Source organism: Paenibacillus sp. USHLN196 (assembly GCF_037144955.1).
GTDB classification, from domain to species: Bacteria; Bacillota; Bacilli; order Paenibacillales; family Paenibacillaceae; genus Paenibacillus; species Paenibacillus xylanexedens_C.
The window spans coordinates 736,216-759,564 of the sequence record NZ_JBBCYH010000001.1; the positions used below are offsets into that span (position 1 = coordinate 736,216).

Below are 23,349 nucleotides of genomic sequence, written 5' to 3' on the forward strand. Positions count from 1 at the left end.
CATTCATCTTAGCACAAATTACCGTTCCACTTAAATATCGGAGTAGAAACGGTAATCTGGACAGCATCAACTATATTATTGCTTGTTTTCTTTGTAGGCTTTGTACGTGTCATTTGCCAGCTTCAGATAATTAGATAATCCTTGACTATCCAGCTCTTTGGCAAAGGTATCAAATTCAGACAAGTCCCGCTCACCCAAGATAAATTTAAGTGTATTTTGGTCCGAATAGTCTTTCAGTGGTGTACTCAGAAGTGTCACCCGTTCACGATCCTCAGAAGAGTATGGTATTGGTGGTTCTGCCGGGATAACTTCTTTGGTATCCTTCATGTCTTGCTGGAATTTCAACTCTTCTTCACTAAACATGGATTGCAGCAGATCTGTAGTACCCCCATAGGCAAATACACCACCAGAGAAGCCATAGTCAATACGCAAATCCTTCGTTCCTTTCGGATTCAAACCATTGTAGTTAACGTCCTCTGCCAATGTACGTTTTCCACCCTCTTTGGTGAATGTTTCACCTTCTACGCCCCACTTGGCGAACTCTTGCCCCTCATCACTGTAGTACAGCCAATCAACGAATTGCATAATGGCTTTGAAATTTTCGCTCTTTTGAATTTTCCCGGAGATCATGACACCGTTTTCAAGTCTCGATCCGGACATCAGCTGTCCTTTTGACCCACCAGGTACTGTAATCTTCGCAACCGAGAATTTACCCTCTCCCAGTGTTTTGTTCATATCATTTCGGTGCAGCACCACCGTTTGGGAGTTACCATTAATCATGAATGATTTGCCGGATACAAATTTCTGTACAGCCTGATCATCATCCTGTGTAAAACTCTCCTTATCGAGCAGCCCTTCGGATACCAACTTGTTAAAGTACGTTAGCATTTCCTTATACTCCGGTGTAGTAGCCGTGTATACAAATTGATCTTGATCTTCTTTATACGTCAATCCATTACCAAAACCCCATCCAGCCTTGGTGCCAAAGCCGGTAGCAGCGATGTTCAGCGTGCTATTGAATTGGAATCGGTCCGAAAACGGAATAGAATCCGGATAGATCTCTTTCAGTTTTTTCGCTGCATCATACAATTCGTCCCATGTGGTCGGGATGGCGATGTTATTTTCCTCAAAAACATCTGTTCTTACGAGCAATGTGTAATCTGGCCATACTTCTTCATGAAGACCTGGAAGTACATAGTACTTTCCATCTTCCTGTCGAAGTCCTTCAAGTTCATCTTCCAATCCCCATTTTTCCACTTTATCCTTGAAGTTCGGCATCAAATCAATATAGTCGCTAATCGGCAAGATCGCACCGGAAGATACAAATGCAGACTCTTCACCTGGATACGTTTTAGGAATAACCAGTGGTGCATCACCGGAACTAATTAACAAAGATCTCTTCTGAGAGTAATCGCTCATCGGTACAATCGTTGGCTCAAGCGTCACACCCGTCAGTTCGGTGATTTTATCAAAAAGTAACCAGTCTTTTTTATATGGATAACTAGGTTGATCACTATATAGTATGGAGAGATTAAACGGCTCCGTTGCCTTGAATGTATCCCCTACATTGTACGACTCCATCGCAGCGTTGGTCTGAACTTCTGTGACGTCACCTCCAGTTCCAGTACCGCTGCTACATGCTGCCAGAACGACGGTCATCATTGTTGCCAAAACCATTTTACCGACAAACTTACGTGGCTTTTGATTCATTTAGGTTATCCCCCTGAATTTGGTTTAGGTATTCTAGCTTCTACTTATTACTGCTTAACAGACCCCAACATGATACCGGTTACAAAGTATCTTTGAACAAATGGATAAATAGTGAGTATCGGCAAGATGGTTAATACCATCGTTACTGACTTAATATTGGCAGCAATCTGTGTCAGGTTATCAGCTGAGGTTGCACCAGCAGACGCCCCGCTTGTCGCTCCTGCAATCATATTGCGCAAATAAATGGTGACTGGGAACAGCTCTTTTTTGTCCAAATACAGAAAGGCTGGGAACCAGGAATTCCAATGACCTACTGCGTAAAACAGCACCATGGTTGCCATAACAGCTTTACTCAGCGGCAAAATAATGCGTAACAAGATCCCGTAAGTGTTCAAACCGTCAATGGAGGCAGCTTCCTCCAGTTCTTCAGGCATATTCTCAAAAAATGACTTCATGATCAGCATGTTGTATATGCTAATTGCGCCAGGCACAACAAGTGCCCACATGGTGTTGTTGAAGCCAAGTGAATTAATCAAGACATAGTTAGGAATCAATCCACCACTGAAGAACATCGTGAACACGGCGAACATCGTCAGAAACTTGCGACCCATCAACCTCTTTTTGGACAAGGCATATGCAAAAATAGTCGTCATGAACATGGAGATTAATGTACCTACCACAGTGTAAATAATCGTATTTTTATAATTGGTCCAGAACATGCTGTCACGTGAGATGGTCTTATACGTCTCCACATTGAATCCTTTTGGAAACAGACTAACCTTGCCCGAATTAATATAAGACTCACTGCTGAAGGATTGTGCCACGACATTCAAGAATGGATAGAGCGTTATAAATACCACGAATAGCAGAAAGATGACATTAAAAACTTTAAATACCTTATAAGATCTGGATTCCTGCATGATGCTCCTCCTTTACCATAAGCTTCTTTGTGTCAGTCTGCGTGAGATGGCATTTACGGAGAACACCAGAATCAGACCGATCAGCGATTCGAATAAGCCAATTGCGGTAGCATAACTGAAGTTACTGGATTCCAGTCCGACCCGATACAGGTAAGTGGAGATCACATCAGATGTCTCATAGATAAGCGGATTGTACAAGAGCAATATCTTTTCAAATCCAACAGCCAGGAAATTACCCATGTTCAAAATCAATAACGTCACAATGGTTGGCAAGATACCTGGAAGCGTTACATGAATCGTTTGCTTCCAGCGATTGGCTCCATCAATACGCGCAGCTTCATACAAAGAATCATCAATGGTTGTCAGTGCAGCCAGATACAGAATCGCTCCCCAACCCATACCCTGCCATACTTCTGAAGTGATATAGATTGTTCTGAACCATTCAGCCCGCTGCATAAAAGGAATATTGTCTCCGGTGAAGAAAGCCACCAGTCCATTAATAGATCCATTCACTGCTGTCAGTTGCAGGATCATACCCGCAACGATAACGATGGACAAAAAATGAGGCAGATAAGACGCGGTCTGTACAAACTTTTTGAATCGTTTACTCTTCACTTCGTTAAGCATCAAGGCAAAAATGATTGGAACCGGGAATGTAAAGAGTAACGCAAGTCCGCCCAACATCAGCGTATTACCGAATACTCTCCAGAAGGTAGGGTCCTCAATGAACATTTTGAAGTATCGTAATCCAACCCACGTTTCTCCAAATATACTCCCCCCAGGAACAAAACGTCTGAACGCAATCACATTACCAATCATCGGTCCATATTTGAAAATAAGGAGATAAATGATGGGAAGGATTAATAGTGAATACAGTTGCCAGTCTTTGCGGAACAAGGTAGCTGCCGTTCGTAATCTGCTCTCTTTACGTAAAGATGTCATGGTTAACGTTGTTTTAGCGGTTTCCGACTCCATGTGTTTTCACTCCGATCCAGGACTTGATAAGTAAGAGTAATTCATGTACTACCCCATTGTTTCTCCTATTGTAGAAGACAACAACTCCTTCATCTTCACCCCCACTACAAAATAGATAACAGACCAATGTAAGCGATACCATATTAGAGTGTTATGTAGAATCACACAATCCAAGGCGCTTCACATCATGAATTAGCACTTTTCTAGGCGGTGTGATCTCCAAATCGAAAGAAAGTCTTCAAAGCAGGTGAAGCGCTTACAATTAATCAAAAATAATAAGCCACTACTCCTGCTTCCATTCGATGAAGTAAGTCAAAAGAAATCGCTTTAGGACAATCTGAATACTAGTCATACTAGTATGTTAGTTACATTCTAATCCAGCTTCCCCTTAATTTCAATAACTTTTAGCAAAAAAAATTATTATCTCATTTAACAGGGTAAATTGGGCAACATGCCCAATAAAAAAACATTGGTAACTTCACGAACGATATTATCGTTCAATGAAGCTTCCAATGTTTCAGGGTGCTGAGGAAAGATGTTATAGCTGATCTGCTCAGAAATTAGCAATTAGCTCATCGAGTTCCGATAAATGCGTTATTTCATGGTCAGGCGCATACGTTTCATTGTTGGTCTTATGTTCACGGTTAATCCATACGGATTGAATGCCAGTTGATAACGCACCACGAATATCCGTCGTCAACTTGTCTCCTACCATCATGCTCTCTTCCGGTTTAACTCCCAGTTTACTCAAAGCATGTTCAAAAATCGAAGGATCCGGTTTTCCTTTTCCAAAGTTACCCGAGATAATAATCTCATCAAAGAAAGGAGTCAATTCAGGTACACCATCCAACTTCTCTTGTTGCAAAGCAGGACAACCGTTCGTTAACAACAACAGTTTGTACTTTCCTTGTAACTGACGCAAGGTATCCATCGTTTCTTCGTATACATGAGGTCTGGATCTCCGTTCTACTCCAAACTGTGCGGCCAGTTGTTCAGCAAGATCTTCCCGATCTATACCCAACTTCAACAAGCCACGACGCCAGGATTCTTTACGGTAAACTGGAGCAAGCTGTTCCAACTGACGGAACTCAGGTTGATCCCCACCAGTAAAGTTAGCCCAAAGGCCTTCAAACGGATTGATTCCAATCATTTTAGTAAACGGAAAGGTTTCATATGATTCATACAGTCCACGTGCCTCATTACGAACAGCTTCTTCAAGTTCTTCCGGTTTAACCCCAGTCTCTTTCGCTGCGATTAGACAAGTCTCATGAAAAGCTTCTCGAACACTACGCTCATCCCATAATAAAGTATCATCCAGGTCGAACAAAATCGCTTTTAACGCCATTCCGATCATCTACCCCTTTATACAATAATTACTTTTCGACGATTTCCACGGTGATCTGGTGTGCTTTTGCAAACTTCAGCAAACGTTCTGCAATCGCATCTGTATCGTAACGGTTCAATAACTTGGTGAACACCCATCTTTTCCCGCGACTGTTATGTTCGATAACAACTGTACCTGGTTCAATTCTGAATTTGATGATGTCATCAACCCCGATTGAACGTTCACGATTACCCTTCGTCGTTATAATCCGATTACTGCTAATCTTGATATACGGACGACGAAGCATAAAGATGACTGCCAAAAATACGTAAAGCAGCATCGTCACCCAGTCCCAGGTTGTCATTGGAGCTTGTACAAGGAAGGTGCTCATAAACAGATACAAAAAGGCAAGACCAATCAAAAATATAGGGAACAACAGGCTACGTCCTTTAAAGACTTCTTCACCTGGTGTTCCTGTGATTGGTTGACCACTTTTTTTACGTTGCTGATTTAACTGCTTGGAATTTTTCTTAACCGTTCTCTCGAACGAACGCGACATGAGAATCCCCCTTATGTGTCTTTGTATCGGCTTACATAACTGTAAACCAACATTTCCCCCTATAAATTGCACTCTCAAATAACAGGAAGAAACCTAAATATCATAATGATATCATTAGGTTTCGTTAGTGTTTGAGTTTGCCTTGGTGGCCTTTGTCATTCTCATCATCAACAATCTCAATGGTATCCAGTTGCTGTCTGAAATTGCTGCGGATATTACTCAAATAAATCTCTCTAAGCTCGGCACGTTCAGCAAGTTCTTCCTCCGACAATCCAGTGGACTTTTGCTTACGAGCCAATTCGTTAATGCGTGCTACCAGACTATCTATATCCAAGCTTGTCCCCTCCAAAAATACAAAGTCACATTAACTTTGCCATGATAAAGGCAGCTTGTCAAGCTGACACGCGTTAACACTCATTGATGTGCATTTTATTCTGCAAATTGCGGTAGAGCTAATACCTGACCCACTTGGATCGAAGTCGTATGAAGTTGATTCACTTTTTTAATTGCTTCTATATAAACACGTGTATCCATATTCGACGGTTTGTGTTCCAAAGAAATACTCCATAATGTTTCCCCTTCTGAAATGGCTATCTTTCCTCCTGGAAGAACATCATTCTCTTTGCCAGCAAATACAGTTAAAACAGTACTACATCCAATAAATATAATCAAAGAGGTAATAGCCACCTTTAACATCCATGAAGAAATCTTGAAACGTGCTAAAACCTTCTTGTAGTTCCCTATGTTGGACTTCACCAGTTCCGAATTCATTGGTTCATAAATGCTTTGATAAGTAGAATATCTCATTAAATACCCGCCTCCAAACGTTTGTTCCTATCTGTTGGAATCAATATAACACGAACACTTGTTTTGTTCAATAGCTTTTTAGAACAATTGTTCGCTTCTTTTTTTGAAGGAGAGATATCCTAATTGAAGCCTCTTGCACAGTATTTGTAGTATTCTGCTCTAACTTTTGTACAGATTCTGTTCTGAAAGTTAAAAAAACACTGATTTAATGCCATTATATTTAGAACTTATGTTTGTACGAACGGAGGTTCTATGTTATAATTTTCCCAAACGTTACTAAAATGGGGTTGATACGGTATGTCGAAGATATCCAGCAGGCAGCAGGCTATTCTGGAGTTTATACGAAATGAAGTCCGGTTGAAGGGGTATCCTCCTTCCGTACGGGAAATTGGTGAAGCGGTTGGACTGGCTTCCAGCTCAACAGTACATGGACATTTGGATCGTTTGGAGAAAAAAGGGCTGATCCGACGCGACCCTACCAAACCAAGAGCTATTGAGCTTTTGAGCCAGGAAGAATCTGAGCATTCTCATCAATTTGCTCATAGCGTTGCACGTATTCCTGTCGTTGGTAAGGTTACAGCCGGGGTTCCAATCACTGCAACCGAGAACATTGAAGACTACTTCCCTCTTCCTACGCACTATGTAGGCGAACAGAAAGTGTTTATGCTTTCGGTAGTCGGAGATAGTATGGTGGAAGCTGGAATCGTTAACGGAGATTATGTTATTGTCCGTCAACAGCAAACTGCTGATAACGGTGATATCGTCGTTGCAATGACTGAAGACGATGAAGCTACAGTGAAAACGTTCTATAAAGAAAAAGATCATATTCGCCTTCAACCGGAGAATGCGACCTTCGAACCTTTACGTTTGAAACACGTTAGTATTCTGGGTAAAGTCATTGGCCTTTTCCGAGATATTCATTAATATTTACATGAGTAACAAAACTAGATGTAATGAAATATGTAAAGAGGTTGCCCTAAAAACAGGACAACCTCTTTTTTCATGTTTATGTTGTTTTATCAGCTAATTATTCACTGCGTTTCAGAACACTCTTGTGATGCGAGAACACATCAAAACTCTGTTGTCCGTGATATGAGCCCATACCACTCTCTCCTACCCCACCAAACGGAAGATAGTGTGAAGTCATATGAGAAAGTGTGTCATTAATACATCCCCCACCAAAGGATACTTGATTCAGAACCTGAGCCTGTAGTTGCTCATCCTGTGTGAAGAGATATAACGCCAATGGTTTTGGCCGGCGAACGATCTCATCCAGCATCGGGTTCAGGTCACTGTACGTAAATACAGGAAGCACTGGACCGAAGATCTCTTCTTGCATAACAGATGATTCCCAGTTTACATCTCCAAGTACGGTCGGCTCAATTAACAACTGCTCACGCACAGAACGTCCACCAATTAGCGTTTTACCATCATTAAGGAATTTCGACAATCGATCAAAGTTACGTGCGTTGACAATATGCGGAAAATCAGCGTTCTGTAGCACATCATCTCCAAATTTATCTTTGATCTCTGCACCAATCAGATTGATCAATTCATCATGAACTTGTTCATGCACAAGCAAGTAATCCGGAGCAACGCATGTTTGCCCTGCATTCAGGAATTTACCGCGAACCAGACGCTGAGCTGCCAGCTCTAGATCTGCATCACTATGAACTATAGCCGGACTCTTACCGCCTAGCTCCAGGGTTACAGGAGTCAGATGCTCTGCTGCTGCCTTCATAACAATGCGTCCAACACCCGTGCTGCCTGTGAAGAAAATATAATCAAACTTCTCTTTCAACAATGCTGTGCTGGCCTCAACCTCCCCTTCCATAACGGCAATATACTCCTGAGGAAAGATCTCCTGAATCAGGTCATACGTCAGACGAGATACGACTGGTGTTAATTCAGAAGGTTTGATAACTGCACAGTTACCGGCTGCAATTGCTCCAATCAGTGGACCAAAGGCCAGTTGGAAAGGATAGTTCCAAGGTGCAATAATAAGAGCCACTCCGTATGGTTCAGGGTAAATGGTACTCACCCCATCCGGCATAGCCGAATTGGTTGGGACTTGTCTTGGTGCAGCCCAGTCCTGCAGGTGTTCTAATGCAAAATCCAGTTCACCTAGAACAATGCGAATCTCGGAACCGTAAGCTTCCGCCTCAGATTTGTTCAGATCCGCCCGAAGTGCGTCTTGAATCCGTTGTTGATACTTTTCAATTCCCTTTCTAAGCTGTTGAAGCGCATTAATCCGATACTCGATATTTTTAGTTTGTCCTGTATAAAAAAATGTGCGTTGTTCTGTCACCAGTTGTTTTGCATGATCCATATTAACATCTCCAGTTAATTATTTAAAATTAAATTGTCCAAAATTTAATTAAAGTATACCTCTTCTATATGAAACTTTCAACATATATATGAAACATTGATTTGATAGTAATTAAAATTTGGTTGGACTTTTAATAGAGCGAAAGCAAGTATCATCTTCAATTTGTAGCTAATAGATTTTCTAAGAAAGCTTGATTCAAGTCTTTCCCTTTCGATTCTTTATAACAGTTTAATGTAAAATCTGACTTCAGTTTCTATTTAATAGGTTACAAGACCGGCGACTATAGTAATGCGCGCTATACACATGAAGTGAAACTATTCATCAAAAGAGAGCTTAGATAACACATATAAAAAACTCCCCTTTCATTAATGAAAAGAGAGTTTACGGTTTACGATTATCTAAATGCACGAACAAATGTACATTGTTATTTACAAGTAAGCCTTGGTTTCAGATAAAATAGGAAAAGCTATCTTGGCCGATAAATAATAATTCGGGGGATAATTGGGGGATTTTGTGGGCACTTTGATTTTTCATTAAGTATGTAAGGACTTGCCCACAAAAAGAAAAACCCCTCAGCGCTAGAGCGCCAAGGGATTAAGCTATTAGTACAAAGTAATATATTGATCGCGTTCCCATTGGTGGACTTGTGTACGGTACATATCCCACTCAATTTCTTTCAGCTCATAGAAGTGAGCCAAGGCGTGGTCGCCGAGAGCGTCACAGATTACTTCGCTGCGGATCAATTCATTCAATGCTTCTTTCAGGTCAGCTGGCAAGCTTGGAATGCCTTCTTCCACACGCTCTTCTTCTGACATGATGTAGATGTTACGGTCAATTGGAGCTGGTAAGGAAAGCTCCCGTTTGATTCCGTCCAGACCTGCTTTTAACAAAACAGCCAAAGCCAGGTAAGGGTTAGCAGCCGGATCCGGGTTACGAACCTCAACACGGGTACTCAGACCACGGGAAGCTGGAATACGGATCATTGGGCTACGGTTACTAGCAGACCATGCTACATAACAAGGTGCTTCATAACCTGGTACAAGACGTTTGTATGAGTTCACAGTTGGGTTAGTAATTGCTGCAAACGCACGCGCATGCTTCAGAGTTCCAGCCATGAAGTGACGTGCAGTTTTGCTCAGACCCAACTCGTCCGACTCGTCAACGAATGCATTCTCATTGCCTTTGAACAAGGATTGGTTACAGTGCATACCGGATCCGTTCATACCAAACAGCGGTTTCGGCATGAATGTTGCATGTAAACCATGCTGACGCGCAATCGTTTTAACAACGAGTTTGAACGTTTGAATCTGGTCAGCTGCTTTCAGAGCATCAGCATACTTAAAGTCGATCTCATGCTGACCTGGAGCTACCTCATGGTGGGAAGCTTCAATCTCAAAGCCCATTTCTTCAAGTGTGATAACGATGTCACGACGACAGTTTTCACCAAGATCCGTAGGCGCAAGGTCGAAATAACCACCTTGGTCATTCAGTTCGTTAGTTGGGTTTCCTTTTTCGTCTGTTTTGAACAAGAAGAACTCGGGTTCAGGACCGACGTTGAATGAAGTGAATCCCATATCTTGGGCTTCCTTCAGGTTTCGTTTCAAGATGCCACGTGGATCTCCTGGGAACGGATTACCATCCGGAAGATATACGTCACAAATCAGACGTGCGACACGGTTCTCTGCAACCCATGGGAAAATAAGCCAAGAATCTAGATCTGGATAGAGGTACATGTCGGACTCTTCAATACGTACATAACCTTCAATGGAAGATCCATCGAACATCATTTTGTTATCCAGAGCCTTAGTCAACTGGCTCACAGGAATCTCAACGTTTTTGATAGCTCCAAGCAAATCGGTAAACTGCAATCGAATGAATCGTACGTTTTCTTCTTTCGAAATGCGGAGAATGTCTTCTTTTGTATAACTCACTATAACCTCTCCCTTTCTTATCTGCGTAATTTGGCTTGCCTGTTATATTTGTACATTAGAAAGTTCCACGGGTCAAGGAGTCTCACACCAAAAGTGCATGTTTTCCCCTCACTCGCCAAGTTATGCGAATTTACTTTTTATTAAAGAATCGGGAAAGCTCTCCCTGAATGAGAGATACTTGTCCAGGTCTCTTACCTGATACAAGCTGTTGCTTCAACAAGCGGTGCAACTGCGTATCGGACAACTCTCTGCGTTTAACTTCAGTATCTGGCGTGATAACTGTAGCTTCCTCGGATTCTTTTGAAACAGGATTCATCACTTGTTTGATCCCCGCGATGTTAACTCCTTTTTCAATCAAAGCCTTGATCTCTAGCAATCTCTCTACGTCATTAAAAGAGAACAAACGTTGATTACCTGACGTTCTCGCAGGAACGATCAAGCTGTGCTGCTCATAATAACGAATCTGACGTGCAGACAGATCCGTAAGTTTCATTACAATACCAATCGGGAATAAGGCCATATTTCTGCGAATTTCATCACCCATGTTCATCAACCTTCCAGTCATCTATTCTTCACCCTATTGTACATTTAGTTATTACCAAGTGTCAATGACGTGTTAGATAAACTCACAATAATTTACGATCTTTCATAGTCTGTAACGCCATCAAAACGCCATATTTGACATGAGAGTACGTTAATCCGCCTTGCATATACCCGATATACGGCTCCCGAATAGGCGCGTCGGCTGATAATTCCAGACTTCCACCCTGAATGAACGTACCTGCCGCCATAATGACAGGATGCTCATAACCAGGCATATCCCACGGTTCAGGAACCACATGACTATCCACAGCTGCTGCACGCTGAATCCCCTGCACGAAGGCGATCAGATGCTCGGCAGAGCTAAACTGAACAGCCTGGATCAGATCTGTGCGAGCTTCATTCCAAGCAGGTTTGGTTACAAATCCGGATTCAGCAAACATCGCAGCAGCAAACGTACTTCCTTTGATAGCTTGTCCTACAATTGTCGGAGCCATGTAAAGTCCTTGGTAGATGCCACGTGTTGTCCCCAGCATTGCTCCCACCTCTCCCCCAATTCCCGGGGCTGTCAGACGATAAGCTGCCAGCTGTACGTACTGTTCCTTCCCACATATGTATCCACCGGTTTCCGCAATGCCTCCACCAGGATTCTTAATCAGTGACCCGGCCATCAGATCAACTCCGACTTCAGTCGGTTCACGTTCTTCCGTGAATTCACCATAACAATTGTCCACGAATACGATAACATCTTCCTTCAGCGCTTTAACACGCGTAACCATCTCAGCGATTTCAGCAACGCAGAAGGAAGAGCGCCAGTCATAACCACGTGAACGTTGAATCCCAATGACTTTGGTAGCCGCTGTGATGCTTTTCTCAACTTCTGCCCAGTCTACTCCACCTTCATCAGTTAAGGCCGTCTCTCGGTAACCGATGCCAAAATCGCGTAACGAACCTGTACCATCACCGGGTTTGCCAATAACTTTATGCAATGTGTCATAAGGCTTACCCGTGATGTATAATAATTCGTCACCTGGGCGCAATACTCCAAAGAGAGCTGTACTAATCGTATGTGTACCTGAAGCAAAATGAGGACGTACCAACGCAGCTTCAGCGCCGAAGACATCAGCATATACTTCATCAAGCACTTCACGACCTCGATCGTTATACGCATAACCTGTTGAACCTGCAAAATGAAAATCACTTACTTTTCGCTGTTGGAAGGCATTAATCACCTTCCATTGGTTGTGATCTGTGATCCGATCAATCTGTTGCAGTTGTCCTTCAATCTGACGCTCCACTTGATGTTGAAGTCCAGATATTTCTGAATCAAAGCTTACCATCTTACTTCATTCCCCTTCATAGCACGAATCTGACGTTAAATATCTATTATCGTGTCAACTTATCACATCAATATGTCATGAGTATTACAATTCGATGAAATCTTCAAGCATATGACCAAATTTCTCATACTCACCTTTTTGTAATTCCACTTCATAAATCACATCATTTTCTTCAAAGCTGGTATCCACTACATCACCAATTTTGTAGAGGACGGACGTAAGATCACCACGTTCTGCCGGAATCCGGAAGCGCTTCGTGTCACCTGTAAGCTCTGTCTGGATCAATTCACGGATTTTAAGCAAATCGTCTGCGTCTAATGCGCTTACTTTGATATGGTCTTTATCCAATGGAAGCATCTCAAGCTGTTCAGGTGTGCATGCATCTTTTTTGTTATAAAGCACTAGCTGTGGCTTGTCCCCTGAACCAAGTTCTTGCAGAATCGTGTTAACCGTTCGCATCTGATCTTCACGCATTGCCGATGAGGCATCCACAACATGCAGGATGAGATCTGCTTCATTTACTTCCTCCAGCGTTGCCCGGAAAGCTGCAATCAGATCATGCGGAAGATTTTGAATAAACCCAACCGTGTCGGTAAGTACGATTTCTTTGCCACTCGGAAGTTCCATGGTACGTGATGTTGGATCCAATGTGGCGAATAACTGATCTTGAATATAAACATCTGCAGCAGTCAACTGCTTGAGCAATGTTGATTTGCCAGCATTGGTATAACCAACAAGAGCCACCTGAACAATACCTGTCTTTTTACGGCGTTCACGATGCAGTTTACGATGACGTGTCAGTTCTTCCAGATGACGTTTCAGATCGTCGATGCGACCACGAATGTGACGACGGTCTGTCTCCAGTTTGCTTTCACCAGGACCTCTAGTACCAATACCGCCACCGAGCCTGGACAGGTTCTTGCCATGACCCGACAAACGTGGCAGCAAGTAGCTATGTTGAGCCAATTCCACTTGAATGATACCTTCTCTTGTGTTGGCACGTTGTGCGAAGATGTCCAAAATCAATTGCGTACGGTCAATAATTTTAAGATCCAGGGTCTCTTCCAGATTACGAACCTGTGCACCTGACAATTCCTGATCAAAAATAGCTGTTGTTGCTCCCAGTTCCTCCGCGATCGCGCGGAGTTCTTCCACTTTGCCTTTACCAATAAACCATTTGGTATCGCGTTTTTCCCTGTTCTGAGAAAGTACACTTAGCACTTCTACTCCAGCTGTCTCGGCAAGTTTCACCAATTCTTCTAAAGAGTACTCAGGATTGATACCTGTACGTTTTACATCATCCGTAACCAAACTCACCAAGACGGCGCGATCTTTTTTGACCATATCTGTATCATGTGTGCCATTTGTCATGTATATGTTCACTCCCTCTAATTGCTGATCTGTTGATATTCATTACCACGAATATGCCATGGCATGCCTTAAGCCGAACCGGTTGGCCCGGCCGGCTGGTGTAAAAACTATATTATCGCTTACTTTCGTTCAAAGTTCAAATCCTCTGTACGGATTGTCATCAGCTCCAGTTTTCCTGGACTTCCCTCCGTATATTGTTCCAATAATCGAACCGCCTGATGCCTGATCGAACGCTCAATGGCATTACGAACGTATCTGGCGTTGCTGAAAGCATGCAGTGAATCATTTTTTTCCTGAAGCAAATGCTGCTTTAGTTTGAGTATGGTCTGTGGCATTAGAATATAATCACGCTCTTTGGCCATAATCTCAGAGATTTGAATTAACTGATCAATGCTATAGTCTGGAAACTCCACTTGAATGGGGAAGCGGGAAGGTAATCCAGGATTCGTCTGGAGAAAAAAATCAATTTCTTCTGAGTACCCGGCAAGAATCAGTATAAACTGATTTTTATTATCTTCCATGGATTTAACGAGCGTATCGATTGCTTCCTTACCGAAATCCTTCTCACCACCGCGTGCCAAACTGTATGCCTCATCGATAAACAAGATACCACCGAGCGCCTTTTTGACCAGGTCCCTTGTTTTCTGAGCCGTGTGACCGATATATTCTCCAACCAGATCCGCTCGCTCTACTTCAATAAGATGTCCTTTACTCAACACACCCATCTTTTGAAAGAGTTTGGCAACGATTCTGGCTACAGTTGTCTTACCGGTCCCCGGATTACCTTTGAAGATCATATGATACACGTGCGCGCCACTAAGTAAACCTGCTTCGGTACGCATCTGAGCAATCTGTAAGAAAGCATAGATTTCAAATACCAAATCTTTGATATTTTCAAGTCCAACCAGTTGCTCCAATTCACCCTGTATCTCCTGGAAGTGTGCATGTTTGGTTATACTCTTAGCTGCCTGGACTGCCGCCGCTTCATCTTTGACCAACATCTGAGGTTCCTGGTTACGCAACACAATATTAATTTGTCTGGATGGTCTGCCTCCTGGTTGCTCTCCTGCAGCCATGACCCGTCCGTTCATTCGCCATCACCTCTATTTTATCGGGCTGAACTCTCCTGATTATTAATGTATTCTATCAGGTGCTCCAATATTAGAAGGATCATGAAGAAGAATTCTGCGGCGAAGTACATGTCTCAAATCTGAATGTTTTTTCGAAACTCTCCGTTCTCAAACAAACTCTGCCTGTGTTTCAGCGATAAATGAAAGTACGGAAAAACATGTGCGTCAATGGCATGCAGCAGTTCCTTTGCTGTCTTGTTCGCCAGGTCATAATCACCCGTCGTTATGTGCTTCCGTGACAGTGCATCTTCAAGCTCATCTTCATCCAGCAAAAATACTTCTCCATCTTTCAGTACCACGACATCCAGATACAGGTCATCAAACCAAGGCACACCCTGATCAGTTATCCCCTGACTACGACATGTATCAATATACCACTCCACAATCCGTTCCTGATCGTCAAACATCGCCGTAACCACGAAGTGCTCTCCCTTCGGATAGTATTGCAGCCAAGAATAACCTTTATCTGCGATACAAAAGGTACTGCCTCCATAAGTTTTCCACAGAGGTTCTTTCAAATCCTGTATGGTGTACAACGTAATATAACCTGTGAAAATCTTGGATTGAACGAACCGGCATGTGAATTGTCGGTTCGTAATCCGGCGCCAGTTCGCGCGGTCCCCGAATTTCCGTTTCATACGAACCCCTCTTTGCCGACTACAGGTCCGTGACCTGCTCTGATATTGGTGAACAATGTAATAACATCCGCATGATGGCCTCCAGCGCTCTGGACCTGCCTGCACAACGTATTACGAATAGTTACAGCTTACCATATTTAAGGTATACACTCAAAATCAAGCTTTGTCCCACCTATCCGTCAAATCAGCTTCTATTAAAGAGGGTTCCGTATATTACAAAAAAACTGCTTCACCGATATTCCGGGAAGCAGTTTTTCAGTGTAACTATTTAGTAATTCATTGGCTTAGCCGCCGGTTCCAGCTTGAGAATCCGCAGGTGCATCTGTTCCTCCAGTATCACCACTTGTTCCGCTGTCCGGGGTTACAACCTCACCTGGCGTCGTTATGGACCCATCATCGGAACCTTCACCGGTGTCTCCTGGTTCCGTTGTCCCCTGATCAGGTGGGGTCGTGTTCCCTCCCCCAGGTTGACCGTTTCCTTGACCGGCTCCACCGTTATTACCATTGTTACCATTGTTTCCGTTGTTACCATTTCCATTACCGTTGTTGCCATTTTCATTCCCATTACCGTTATTACCGTTCGAGTTGCCATTATCCGTTGAACCATTGTCCGGATTCTCTGTACCTGGCTGCTCAGGATCTGTCTCTGTTCCTGGATCGATACCCGGATCAGGTTCCTCCGGTGGCATTTCCTCCGCTTCAATCATCAGAGAAATGGTATTCGAAGGATCCGTCTCCAGTCCTGATGCCAAATCGTAGGCTGTCACATAGTACTCATAGGTTAGACCAGGCAACGCACTTAAATCTTGTGCACTGGTCGCTCCTATTGCATCAATGAGATGAGTGAACTGGGCTTCAGAGGTTTCTTTACGATAGATCCGATATTGTGTGCTACTGTCACCCGTTCCAGTCCAACTCAGTGAGACGGTTTGTGCAGTTGGATCATATGATCCACTCAGTCCACTAACGGACAGAGCCGGCTTCTCTGGTTCTTCTACTGGCGGAGGTGCCTGCCCTCCAGCCGGTGCTTTGAATTGCTTCACGGGAACACCTTTCAACGCATCTCCCATGACTTTGGCAAAGAAAGCTGCTGACAGCTTACTGCTGTTCTTAAGCATATGATTCGCATCCGGATTGTCGTACCCCATCCAGACTGCGGCAGTCCACTCCGGTGTATATCCAACAAACCATACATCACGGTTGGCACTGTTGCCAGAGATGCCACTTTGAACAGTTCCTGTTTTACCCGCTACTGGACGATCCAGACGCGCTGAGCGTCCCGTACCGTCATTAACGACGTTTTGCAGCATCTGCGTCAACTGATATGCATTTTGCTCACTCATGACACGCGTTGTGTCCGAGTTATCATGTTTGTAAGTGGTTTTGCCTGCGCTATCCTTGATTTCTTTAATCGCATAGGCTTGTCGGTATTCTCCGAGATTGGCAAATGCACTATAGGCTTGCGCCATTTCCAGTGTATTTGTACCTTTACTTAGACCACCAAGGGCAATCGCCAGGTTTTTGTCTTCATCCGTCAGCTGTATGCCTACACTTTTGGCAAAATTAATGCCTGTGTTAACACCTATTTTATCAAGTAGCCAAACGGCAGGAATATTTTCCGATTTCGTAATGGCTTCCGTCATACTGATGGTTGAAGAATATCCATGCAAGTTACCAGGACAGTAGTTACCAAAACATTGCTTCTCATTACTCAGCGAGGAATTGGCACTGTAATTTCCTGATTCAAGAGCCGGTGCATAAGACACAATCGGTTTAAAAGCTGAACCTGGTTGTCTTCGACTCTGCGTTACACGGCTATAGCCTTTGGTCTGATAATCCCGCCCACCCAGGAGGGCAACGAGACTGCCATTCTCGTGGTTCATAATAACCATGGAGCCTTGAACCTGTTGATCGTCTTTACTTGCCTCAAACAGACTATCATCTGTGAAGGCAGTTTCCATGGCTGTTTGAGCCTGAGCATCCATGGTTGTATAGATTTTGTATCCGCCGATATTCAGATCATCTTCCGTTTTACCTGTTACTCGTTCAGCTTCACGGAGCACATAATCAATAAAGGCTTGATATTTCTGGTCTTTTTCTGGTCGCTTGTAGTTATAATCTACCTCTTTAGCTTTATCCATCTCTTCCTTCGTGATGTAGCCTTGCTCATACATTAGCTGGAGAACAACACCACGACGTGCCTTGGAATCGTTCGGATTGCTCACCGGATTGTAGGCAGAAGGCCCCTTGGGCATCGCGGCGAGTGTGGCAATTTCCCACAATTCAAGATTATTTAGATCTTTTTCTCCAAAATAAAATTCAGATGCTGCTTTAATCCCGTAACGCTGATGACCGAAGAATATCCGGTTCAGATACATCGTCAGGATTTCGTCTTTTGTGTACTTGCGCTCCAATGCCATTGCAATCGATACTTCCGTTGCTTTCCGGAAGAATGTCTTGTCACGGGACAAGAACATGTTCTTGGCAAGCTGTTGGGTTAGTGTACTACCACCTTCCACCATGGAACGGGCCATGACGTCTTTAACCGCCGCACGCCCAATGGACCAGATATCCACACCCTGATGATCGTAGAATCGTTTATCTTCCGTTGCGACAAAGGCTTGCTTCACCAGCTCGGGAATATCATCTTCTTTGACGGGTTCCAGCTTCTGAATGGACAGTTCCCCCATTAATTGGCCATTGCGATCATATACTTTTGAAGTTTCATTAATTGTGGTTTTGTCTTTGTTCGCTTTGAGCAGATTTTCGCCACTCACCATAATAAATAAATATCCACCAAGTGCACAGAATATGGCGATTGCCATTGTGAAAAACAGTGTCCATCCAACGCGTTTACCCGTAATTTTTTTCTTTTTAGAGGTCTTTGGTTTCGCTTTTTTGGGTGACTTGTTATTGTTGTTGCGATTGTTAGACCTCGACAACGGATCGTTTGGCATGTTACCTCCTGACTCCCTTTCGGTTGCGTAATTTCTATTCGTCTGTTGGCTCAGACATATATTAAACATATTTTGCCCGGAATGAAAAGAACAACCCTTTATTCAGGTTGCTCTGTTTCACTGCCTATACTTGTAGACGAAATGGTTGGTGAAAAGGTTTCGTAATTTTTTAAGCTTCGCCGCTGTTATCTTGCTGCATCAGCGATACGCTGCGTTGCGGCGTGAACGTGGAGATGGCATGCTTGTAGACCATTTGCTGGCGTCCGTCGCTGTCAATGACGATCGTGAAATTGTCAAATGCCTTGATCGTCCCGCGGATTTGGAAGCCGTTAGTCAGATAGACCGTAGCTGGAATATTTTCTTTCCGCAGTTGGTTCAAGAACGTATCTTGGATGTTGATGGACTTGTTCATTAGCCGTACCCCCATTGGTTCATTTGAATTCGTGTTCGAGTAATATTCAATATCGCTGAGTAGCTTTCGTGCTATTATATCATGAACAGTTTCATATAATCCACAAAAACCCCTTGTCTGCTATTTTTCACCCAATCTTGACGTGGTGCATAACTAGAAGACTTATCCATTATACACCGCTTGCCAGATTTGCAAAAGAGGGACAATCTCTTCATTTCTAAGCACATTTCTTGCTTGTTTGTTGAATTATTCATCTCTCTCATCTGTTGAAGTCATAAACAAAAACCTCTACCCTTTTTAAATATCAAAGAGATAGAGGTTCATATGTCACGATCTTTCCAAGCGGTCAGATCCATACTCATAACTGCTCAAATCAGTTAAATTTTCGTGTAATTAATTCACTTACCTGCTTGAAATTTCCTTCAAAATCTTCGGTATCCGTCATGTCCACCCATTCAATATCCTTCATATGCCGGAACCAGGAGAGCTGCCGTTTGGCAAAACGACGCGTGTCTCTCTTCAACCACTCTACTGCGGCTTCCCAGCTCACTTCTCCTTGCAAGAATGCTGCAATTTCCTTATACCCCAGCCCTTGCATGGAAATATGACCTCTGGCCACTCCGCGTTCCAACAAGGATTTCACCTCATCCACCAAACCTTGTTCGATCATCAGATCAATCCGCTCTTCTACCCGGGCATATAACTTCTGGCGATCCATTGTCAAACCAACAATAAGAAGATCATAAGGCGATTCTTTCTTCTGAACTGCCAGCTGATCAGACCACTTCTCGCCTGTGAGATGATGGATCTCAAGCGCACGTACAATTCGCCGTTGGTCATTCGGATGCAGACGATCCGCACTTGCCGGGTCAACTTCTCTTAATCGATCATGAAGAGCCTGCGCCCCATATTGCTCAGCATAGCTGAATTGTTGCTCTCTGAACGCTTCATCCGAACCGCTATCGGAAAATTGGAAGCCGTAACATACCGATTCCACGTACAGACCGGTCCCGCCTACAATAAAAGGCATTTTACCGCGTTCGTGGATCTCACTAATCAATCGTGTGCAACTCTCCTGAAACTCGGCCACAGAATACGGGTACTCCGGTTCATGGATATCAATGAGATGATGGGGTACACCCTTCATTTCTTCAGAGGTAATCTTGGCTGTTCCAATATCCATTTCACGATACACCTGCATCGAATCGCCTGAGATAATCTCACAATTAAATGCTTGGGCAAGCTCGATGCTCAATCTCGTTTTGCCTACTGCTGTTGGTCCAACCAGCACAAGCAGTTTTGGTTTTGGTTTTGGTTTTGGTTTTGGTTTTGGTTTTGGTTTTGGTTTTGGTTTTGGTTTTGGTTTTGGTTTAACTTCCACTTTCAACATTAATCACTCCGTACAGGGTTTTTGCATTCGCCCGATCAAGTATTTCAAAACCGAGTCTGTCAAACTCCGCGCTGCCGCGCTTTTCTTTCATCACTACACGTTTACGGGCGACCCGTCTCGCTTCCATGATACTCTGTTCATCCAGTGCGTGAGCATTTGCATAATTTCGCAAGGGCTGTATAGCACTTGAATCCATCATCGGTTCACGGAACATGGGGTCAAAGTATACGGTATCACAGCTTCGATCCGGCATGGATCGCAGCAACTCAAGATGATCCACATGCCGCAGATCTATGCGCCGGAAAGCCTCATCCACCAAGGGCTGGTTGCTTTTATAATGGGACATGCCCTCCAGCAGCAAGGTATAGAGCGGTTGAGAACTTTCACATGCGATGACTCGTCCACTCTTACCAGCCGCAACCGAAAATACCAGAGCATCTGAACCGAGCCCAGCGGTACAATCAACAATGGTGTCGCCTTCAAGTACCGAACCAGCTTCCAACATGGGGTCAGCTTCCCCTCTTAGAACACGTTTAGCGCGAACAAATCCCATACTGGGGTGAAACTCAAGTTCCGTCGCATCCTTGCGAAACAAGCGCGCTCTGCCGTTGAGCACGACCAGTATTTCGTTGATACCATAATGTTCAATCAGTTTGGGTAAAGACGTTCTATTGCGCGGTACGTAGGTACCTCCTGTCGTTTCAGCGAGCTTAAGTGCACGCTCCACCTGAGAGGCAATCTCCTTGTCACCGGTTGTAATGTACATAATGTCCCCCTAAATAGCTACATCACTCGTTTAAATAATTTTTCCAGATCATACGTTGAAAATGAAACCACAATCGGCCGCCCATGCGGACATGTGTAGGGCTGTCGACATGAACCCAAACGCTGAATCAGCATTTCTGCCTCCTGATCCGTCAGCTTCTGGTTGGCTTTGATGGACGCCTTGCAGGAGCACATGATCGATGCAGCTTCTCGCATCTTGGCAACATCTATGCTGCGTTCGCTCAGAACCCATTCGGACATCTCTTCGATAATGTCTTTCTCGTCCCCTTTGGGGAACCAGAAAGGGTGGGAACGCACGCGGAACGTCTGTCCACCGAAATGCTCCAAATATACACCTGCCTGCTCGAACCAGGCCAGCCTTGTTTTCAGCTTTTCCGTCTCCGAAGGTGTAAACTCCAGCGTAATTGGCAGAAGTAACTCTTGTGAGGCCTGAGCAGGGTTACCGAATTTCTCGTAATAGTACTCATAATTCACGCGTTCATGAGCAGCATGCTGATCGATCAGATATAAACCTTGGTCATTTTGCGCGATCAAATACGTACCATGATGCTGTCCAATCAGACTCAGCTCTGGAAAAGCAGGCATGGATGCATCTGATTTAATGGCAGCAGCAAGTTTAGTGGCGTCAGGTAAACCGGAAGTTTTCCACGTCCGTTCACTTCGCGTAACCGAAGACGGATTATACGATGAACGAGCTTCCCTAACTGGTGAACTCATCGAATCGGAACGATACGTAGCCGGCGTGCCCTCAGCCAGCGGTTTTTCTGCAGCTCCACCACCTCCACCATCTGGAGAAGAGAGGTCAATTTTGGGAAAAGTTTCGGTAGAACTTGTATTTGCACTTACATCCTTCGTGTCTTCTTGCACATTATCAGATGTCTGGTCCCCGTCATAACTAGCACTCTTCTGCGAAATATCCCCGTTCCAACTTACTAACTGCTCAGGTGGGTGTATAGTCTCAGGTGGAGCTTCGGGCAACGGCACCGACTGACCCTGTTCAGAACCCCCCTGTCCTGTGGACACGTCCGCTGGAGCATCCAAATCCAGATCATCATCTTCCGCTGTCAACTTCAACGGTGCAGCAGGTTTGCCAAGCGGACCTTGTTGCCCGTATCCTTCTGCATCAGATGAATCTTTCAGAGGACCACGTGGGAAGAGGAATTGTTCCTGGATAAAGGAACTATCGTCCCCACGTCGGATCTGCTGCTTTTTGACCTGTGGGATTAAGACCTTCTGTCGGAGTATTCCCCTCAAGGTCGTTTCCACGAATTCATACAGCTCAGGTTCCTTACTGAAGCGAACCTCCAACTTGGCCGGATGCACGTTCACATCCACAAGCGATGGGTGCATCTCCAGTTGCACCACGACAAGTGGGAAGCGATTAATGGGCAGCAAGGTATGGTAGGCTTTGAGAATCGCCTGATTGAGACCGTAATTGCGGACAAATCGACCATTAACAATCGTCGACATGCCACCACGATTCGCCCGTGTCCATTCTGGCAGGCTGATCAGCCCACTCACTCGGTAATCCAGACTTTCTCCCTGGATAGGGAGCATCGCTTTTGCTGCACTTGTACCATAGATCGCTGCAACCACTTGCAGCAGATCGCCGTTGCCCAAGGTCTGAAGCAACACATTCTCATTATGACGCAGTCGGAATGAAATGTTTGGATGAGACATCGCCATCCGGTATAGGACATCTGATATATGTCCCAGTTCCGTCTGGATTGTTTTCATATATTTGAGTCTGGCTGGCGTATTGTAAAATAATTCTCTCACTGCAAAATCGGTTCCTTGGGGTGAGGTTGCATCTTCATGAGAGACAAGGTTCCCGCCTTCAATCACGATGCGGCGCCCTCGTCCGTCATTATCACTTGCGGATAACACCTCTACCTTGGACACTGCAGCAATACTCGCCAAGGCTTCTCCACGGAATCCAAGACTTGTGATCTGGAACAGATCTCGGCCATGGGCTATTTTGCTGGTCGCATGACGATAAAAGGCGGTTTCCATATCCTCTGGCTCGATACCTGAACCATTGTCTTTGACACGAATACTGAGGAGTCCGCCCTCTTCCACTGTTACTTCGATCTTGGTCGCGCCTGCGTCCACCGAGTTTTCGAGCAACTCCTTGACGACTGAAGCAGGCCGTTCGACCACTTCACCCGCCGCGATCTGGTTGGCAATATGTTCATCAAGCACATGTATTTTCGCCACAGGTTTTCCCCCT

At 44.2% G+C, this 23,349-nt stretch carries 20 protein-coding genes; 1 reads left to right on the forward strand and 19 read right to left on the reverse strand.

Annotated elements, in window-relative coordinates; all coding sequences use genetic code 11:
* Positions 1-75: 75 nt before the first annotated feature.
* The 7 genes from WFI24_RS03180 to WFI24_RS03210 all read right to left on the reverse strand — a co-directional run bounded on the left by WFI24_RS03180 (position 76) and on the right by WFI24_RS03210 (position 6,295).
* A complete protein-coding gene (locus tag WFI24_RS03180; RefSeq protein ID WP_336758694.1) occupies positions 76-1,710 on the reverse strand; it encodes an ABC transporter substrate-binding protein in 1,635 nt (544 codons plus the stop codon).
* A gap of 47 nt (positions 1,711-1,757) precedes the next feature.
* The gene (locus tag WFI24_RS03185) at positions 1,758-2,630 is read right to left on the reverse strand and encodes a carbohydrate ABC transporter permease (protein ID WP_336758696.1); all 873 of its coding nucleotides are present in this window, start codon (positions 2,628-2,630) and stop codon (positions 1,758-1,760) included.
* A 12-nt stretch (positions 2,631-2,642) separates the two neighbouring features.
* Positions 2,643-3,572 carry an ABC transporter permease gene (locus WFI24_RS03190; RefSeq protein ID WP_339177159.1) on the reverse strand — a complete coding sequence of 310 codons (930 nt, stop codon included), beginning with the start codon at positions 3,570-3,572 and terminating at the stop codon, positions 2,643-2,645.
* A gap of 586 nt (positions 3,573-4,158) precedes the next feature.
* The gene (locus WFI24_RS03195; protein WP_336758699.1) at positions 4,159-4,950 is read right to left on the reverse strand and encodes an HAD family hydrolase; all 792 of its coding nucleotides are present in this window, start codon (positions 4,948-4,950) and stop codon (positions 4,159-4,161) included.
* A gap of 28 nt (positions 4,951-4,978) precedes the next feature.
* Positions 4,979-5,488 (reverse strand): hypothetical protein, encoded by a 510-nt coding sequence (locus tag WFI24_RS03200; protein WP_336758701.1) that lies wholly within the window; start codon positions 5,486-5,488, stop codon positions 4,979-4,981.
* Positions 5,489-5,612: 124 nt separating this feature from the next.
* Complete coding sequence (locus tag WFI24_RS03205; RefSeq protein ID WP_017688036.1) at positions 5,613-5,822, reverse strand: DUF896 domain-containing protein; 210 nt, start codon at positions 5,820-5,822, stop codon at positions 5,613-5,615.
* 95 nt (positions 5,823-5,917) lie between these two features.
* Positions 5,918-6,295, reverse strand: coding sequence for a LysM peptidoglycan-binding domain-containing protein (locus tag WFI24_RS03210; protein WP_336758704.1), 378 nt, complete (start codon positions 6,293-6,295; stop codon positions 5,918-5,920).
* A 297-nt stretch (positions 6,296-6,592) separates the two neighbouring features.
* On the opposite strand from WFI24_RS03210, the gene lexA reads away from it, so the two are divergent.
* On the forward strand, positions 6,593-7,219 hold the full coding sequence (gene lexA / locus WFI24_RS03215) for a transcriptional repressor LexA (RefSeq protein WP_017688034.1): 627 nt from the start codon (positions 6,593-6,595) through the stop codon (positions 7,217-7,219).
* Between the two features lie 103 nt (positions 7,220-7,322).
* On the opposite strand, the gene WFI24_RS03220 is transcribed toward lexA, so the two are convergent.
* From WFI24_RS03220 to mutL, 12 genes are all read right to left on the reverse strand, one after another.
* Entirely contained in the window at positions 7,323-8,624 is a 1,302-nt protein-coding gene (locus WFI24_RS03220; RefSeq protein WP_336758706.1) for an aldehyde dehydrogenase, read from the reverse strand.
* A gap of 602 nt (positions 8,625-9,226) precedes the next feature.
* Entirely contained in the window at positions 9,227-10,555 is a 1,329-nt protein-coding gene (gene glnA, locus WFI24_RS03225; protein WP_091029299.1) for a type I glutamate--ammonia ligase, read from the reverse strand.
* A gap of 130 nt (positions 10,556-10,685) precedes the next feature.
* Positions 10,686-11,099, reverse strand: a complete 414-nt coding sequence (locus WFI24_RS03230) for a MerR family transcriptional regulator (RefSeq protein ID WP_056689944.1) — start codon at positions 11,097-11,099, stop codon at positions 10,686-10,688.
* 82 nt (positions 11,100-11,181) lie between these two features.
* Complete coding sequence (locus WFI24_RS03235) at positions 11,182-12,435, reverse strand: methionine gamma-lyase family protein (RefSeq protein ID WP_336758709.1); 1,254 nt, start codon at positions 12,433-12,435, stop codon at positions 11,182-11,184.
* Between the two features lie 84 nt (positions 12,436-12,519).
* Positions 12,520-13,806 (reverse strand): GTPase HflX, encoded by a 1,287-nt coding sequence (gene hflX, locus WFI24_RS03240; RefSeq protein WP_076210080.1) that lies wholly within the window; start codon positions 13,804-13,806, stop codon positions 12,520-12,522.
* Positions 13,807-13,925: 119 nt separating this feature from the next.
* A complete protein-coding gene (locus tag WFI24_RS03245; RefSeq protein WP_091011956.1) occupies positions 13,926-14,897 on the reverse strand; it encodes an AAA family ATPase in 972 nt (323 codons plus the stop codon).
* A gap of 113 nt (positions 14,898-15,010) precedes the next feature.
* Positions 15,011-15,574 carry a DUF402 domain-containing protein gene (locus tag WFI24_RS03250; RefSeq protein WP_145322132.1) on the reverse strand — a complete coding sequence of 188 codons (564 nt, stop codon included), beginning with the start codon at positions 15,572-15,574 and terminating at the stop codon, positions 15,011-15,013.
* Between the two features lie 284 nt (positions 15,575-15,858).
* Positions 15,859-18,531, reverse strand: a complete 2,673-nt coding sequence (locus WFI24_RS03255) for a transglycosylase domain-containing protein (protein WP_336758712.1) — start codon at positions 18,529-18,531, stop codon at positions 15,859-15,861.
* Between the two features lie 169 nt (positions 18,532-18,700).
* Complete coding sequence (gene hfq / locus WFI24_RS03260) at positions 18,701-18,943, reverse strand: RNA chaperone Hfq (protein ID WP_017687918.1); 243 nt, start codon at positions 18,941-18,943, stop codon at positions 18,701-18,703.
* 373 nt (positions 18,944-19,316) lie between these two features.
* Positions 19,317-20,333, reverse strand: coding sequence for a tRNA (adenosine(37)-N6)-dimethylallyltransferase MiaA (miaA, locus tag WFI24_RS03265; protein ID WP_336758720.1), 1,017 nt, complete (start codon positions 20,331-20,333; stop codon positions 19,317-19,319).
* Complete coding sequence (locus WFI24_RS03270) at positions 20,314-21,099, reverse strand: class I SAM-dependent methyltransferase (protein ID WP_336758721.1); 786 nt, start codon at positions 21,097-21,099, stop codon at positions 20,314-20,316. The genes miaA and WFI24_RS03270 overlap by 20 nt, the downstream gene beginning before the upstream one ends.
* A gap of 17 nt (positions 21,100-21,116) precedes the next feature.
* Positions 21,117-23,336: a DNA mismatch repair endonuclease MutL gene (gene mutL / locus WFI24_RS03275; RefSeq protein WP_336758722.1), complete on the reverse strand. Its 2,220-nt coding sequence runs from the start codon at positions 23,334-23,336 to the stop codon at positions 21,117-21,119.
* Positions 23,337-23,349 lie beyond the last annotated feature (13 nt).

Bases quoted from the DNA above. Each gene is read 5' to 3' on its own strand.
- WFI24_RS03180 (WP_336758694.1), bottom strand. From the start codon at position 1,710: ATGAATCAAAAGCCACGTAAGTTTGTCGGTAAAATGGTTTTGGCAACA.
- WFI24_RS03185 (WP_336758696.1), bottom strand. From the start codon at position 2,630: ATGCAGGAATCCAGATCTTATAAGGTATTTAAAGTTTTTAATGTCATC.
- WFI24_RS03190 (WP_339177159.1), bottom strand. From the start codon at position 3,572: ATGACATCTTTACGTAAAGAGAGCAGATTACGAACGGCAGCTACCTTG.
- WFI24_RS03195 (WP_336758699.1), bottom strand. From the start codon at position 4,950: ATGGCGTTAAAAGCGATTTTGTTCGACCTGGATGATACTTTATTATGG.
- WFI24_RS03200 (WP_336758701.1), bottom strand. From the start codon at position 5,488: ATGTCGCGTTCGTTCGAGAGAACGGTTAAGAAAAATTCCAAGCAGTTA.
- WFI24_RS03210 (WP_336758704.1), bottom strand. From the start codon at position 6,295: ATGAGATATTCTACTTATCAAAGCATTTATGAACCAATGAATTCGGAA.
- lexA (WP_017688034.1), top strand. From the start codon at position 6,593: ATGTCGAAGATATCCAGCAGGCAGCAGGCTATTCTGGAGTTTATACGA.
- WFI24_RS03220 (WP_336758706.1), bottom strand. From the start codon at position 8,624: ATGGATCATGCAAAACAACTGGTGACAGAACAACGCACATTTTTTTAT.
- WFI24_RS03230 (WP_056689944.1), bottom strand. From the start codon at position 11,099: ATGGGTGATGAAATTCGCAGAAATATGGCCTTATTCCCGATTGGTATT.
- WFI24_RS03235 (WP_336758709.1), bottom strand. From the start codon at position 12,435: ATGGTAAGCTTTGATTCAGAAATATCTGGACTTCAACATCAAGTGGAG.
- hflX (WP_076210080.1), bottom strand. From the start codon at position 13,806: ATGACAAATGGCACACATGATACAGATATGGTCAAAAAAGATCGCGCC.
- WFI24_RS03245 (WP_091011956.1), bottom strand. From the start codon at position 14,897: ATGAACGGACGGGTCATGGCTGCAGGAGAGCAACCAGGAGGCAGACCA.
- WFI24_RS03250 (WP_145322132.1), bottom strand. From the start codon at position 15,574: ATGAAACGGAAATTCGGGGACCGCGCGAACTGGCGCCGGATTACGAAC.
- WFI24_RS03255 (WP_336758712.1), bottom strand. From the start codon at position 18,531: ATGCCAAACGATCCGTTGTCGAGGTCTAACAATCGCAACAACAATAAC.
- hfq (WP_017687918.1), bottom strand. From the start codon at position 18,943: ATGAACAAGTCCATCAACATCCAAGATACGTTCTTGAACCAACTGCGG.
- miaA (WP_336758720.1), bottom strand. From the start codon at position 20,333: ATGTTGAAAGTGGAAGTTAAACCAAAACCAAAACCAAAACCAAAACCA.
- WFI24_RS03270 (WP_336758721.1), bottom strand. From the start codon at position 21,099: ATGTACATTACAACCGGTGACAAGGAGATTGCCTCTCAGGTGGAGCGT.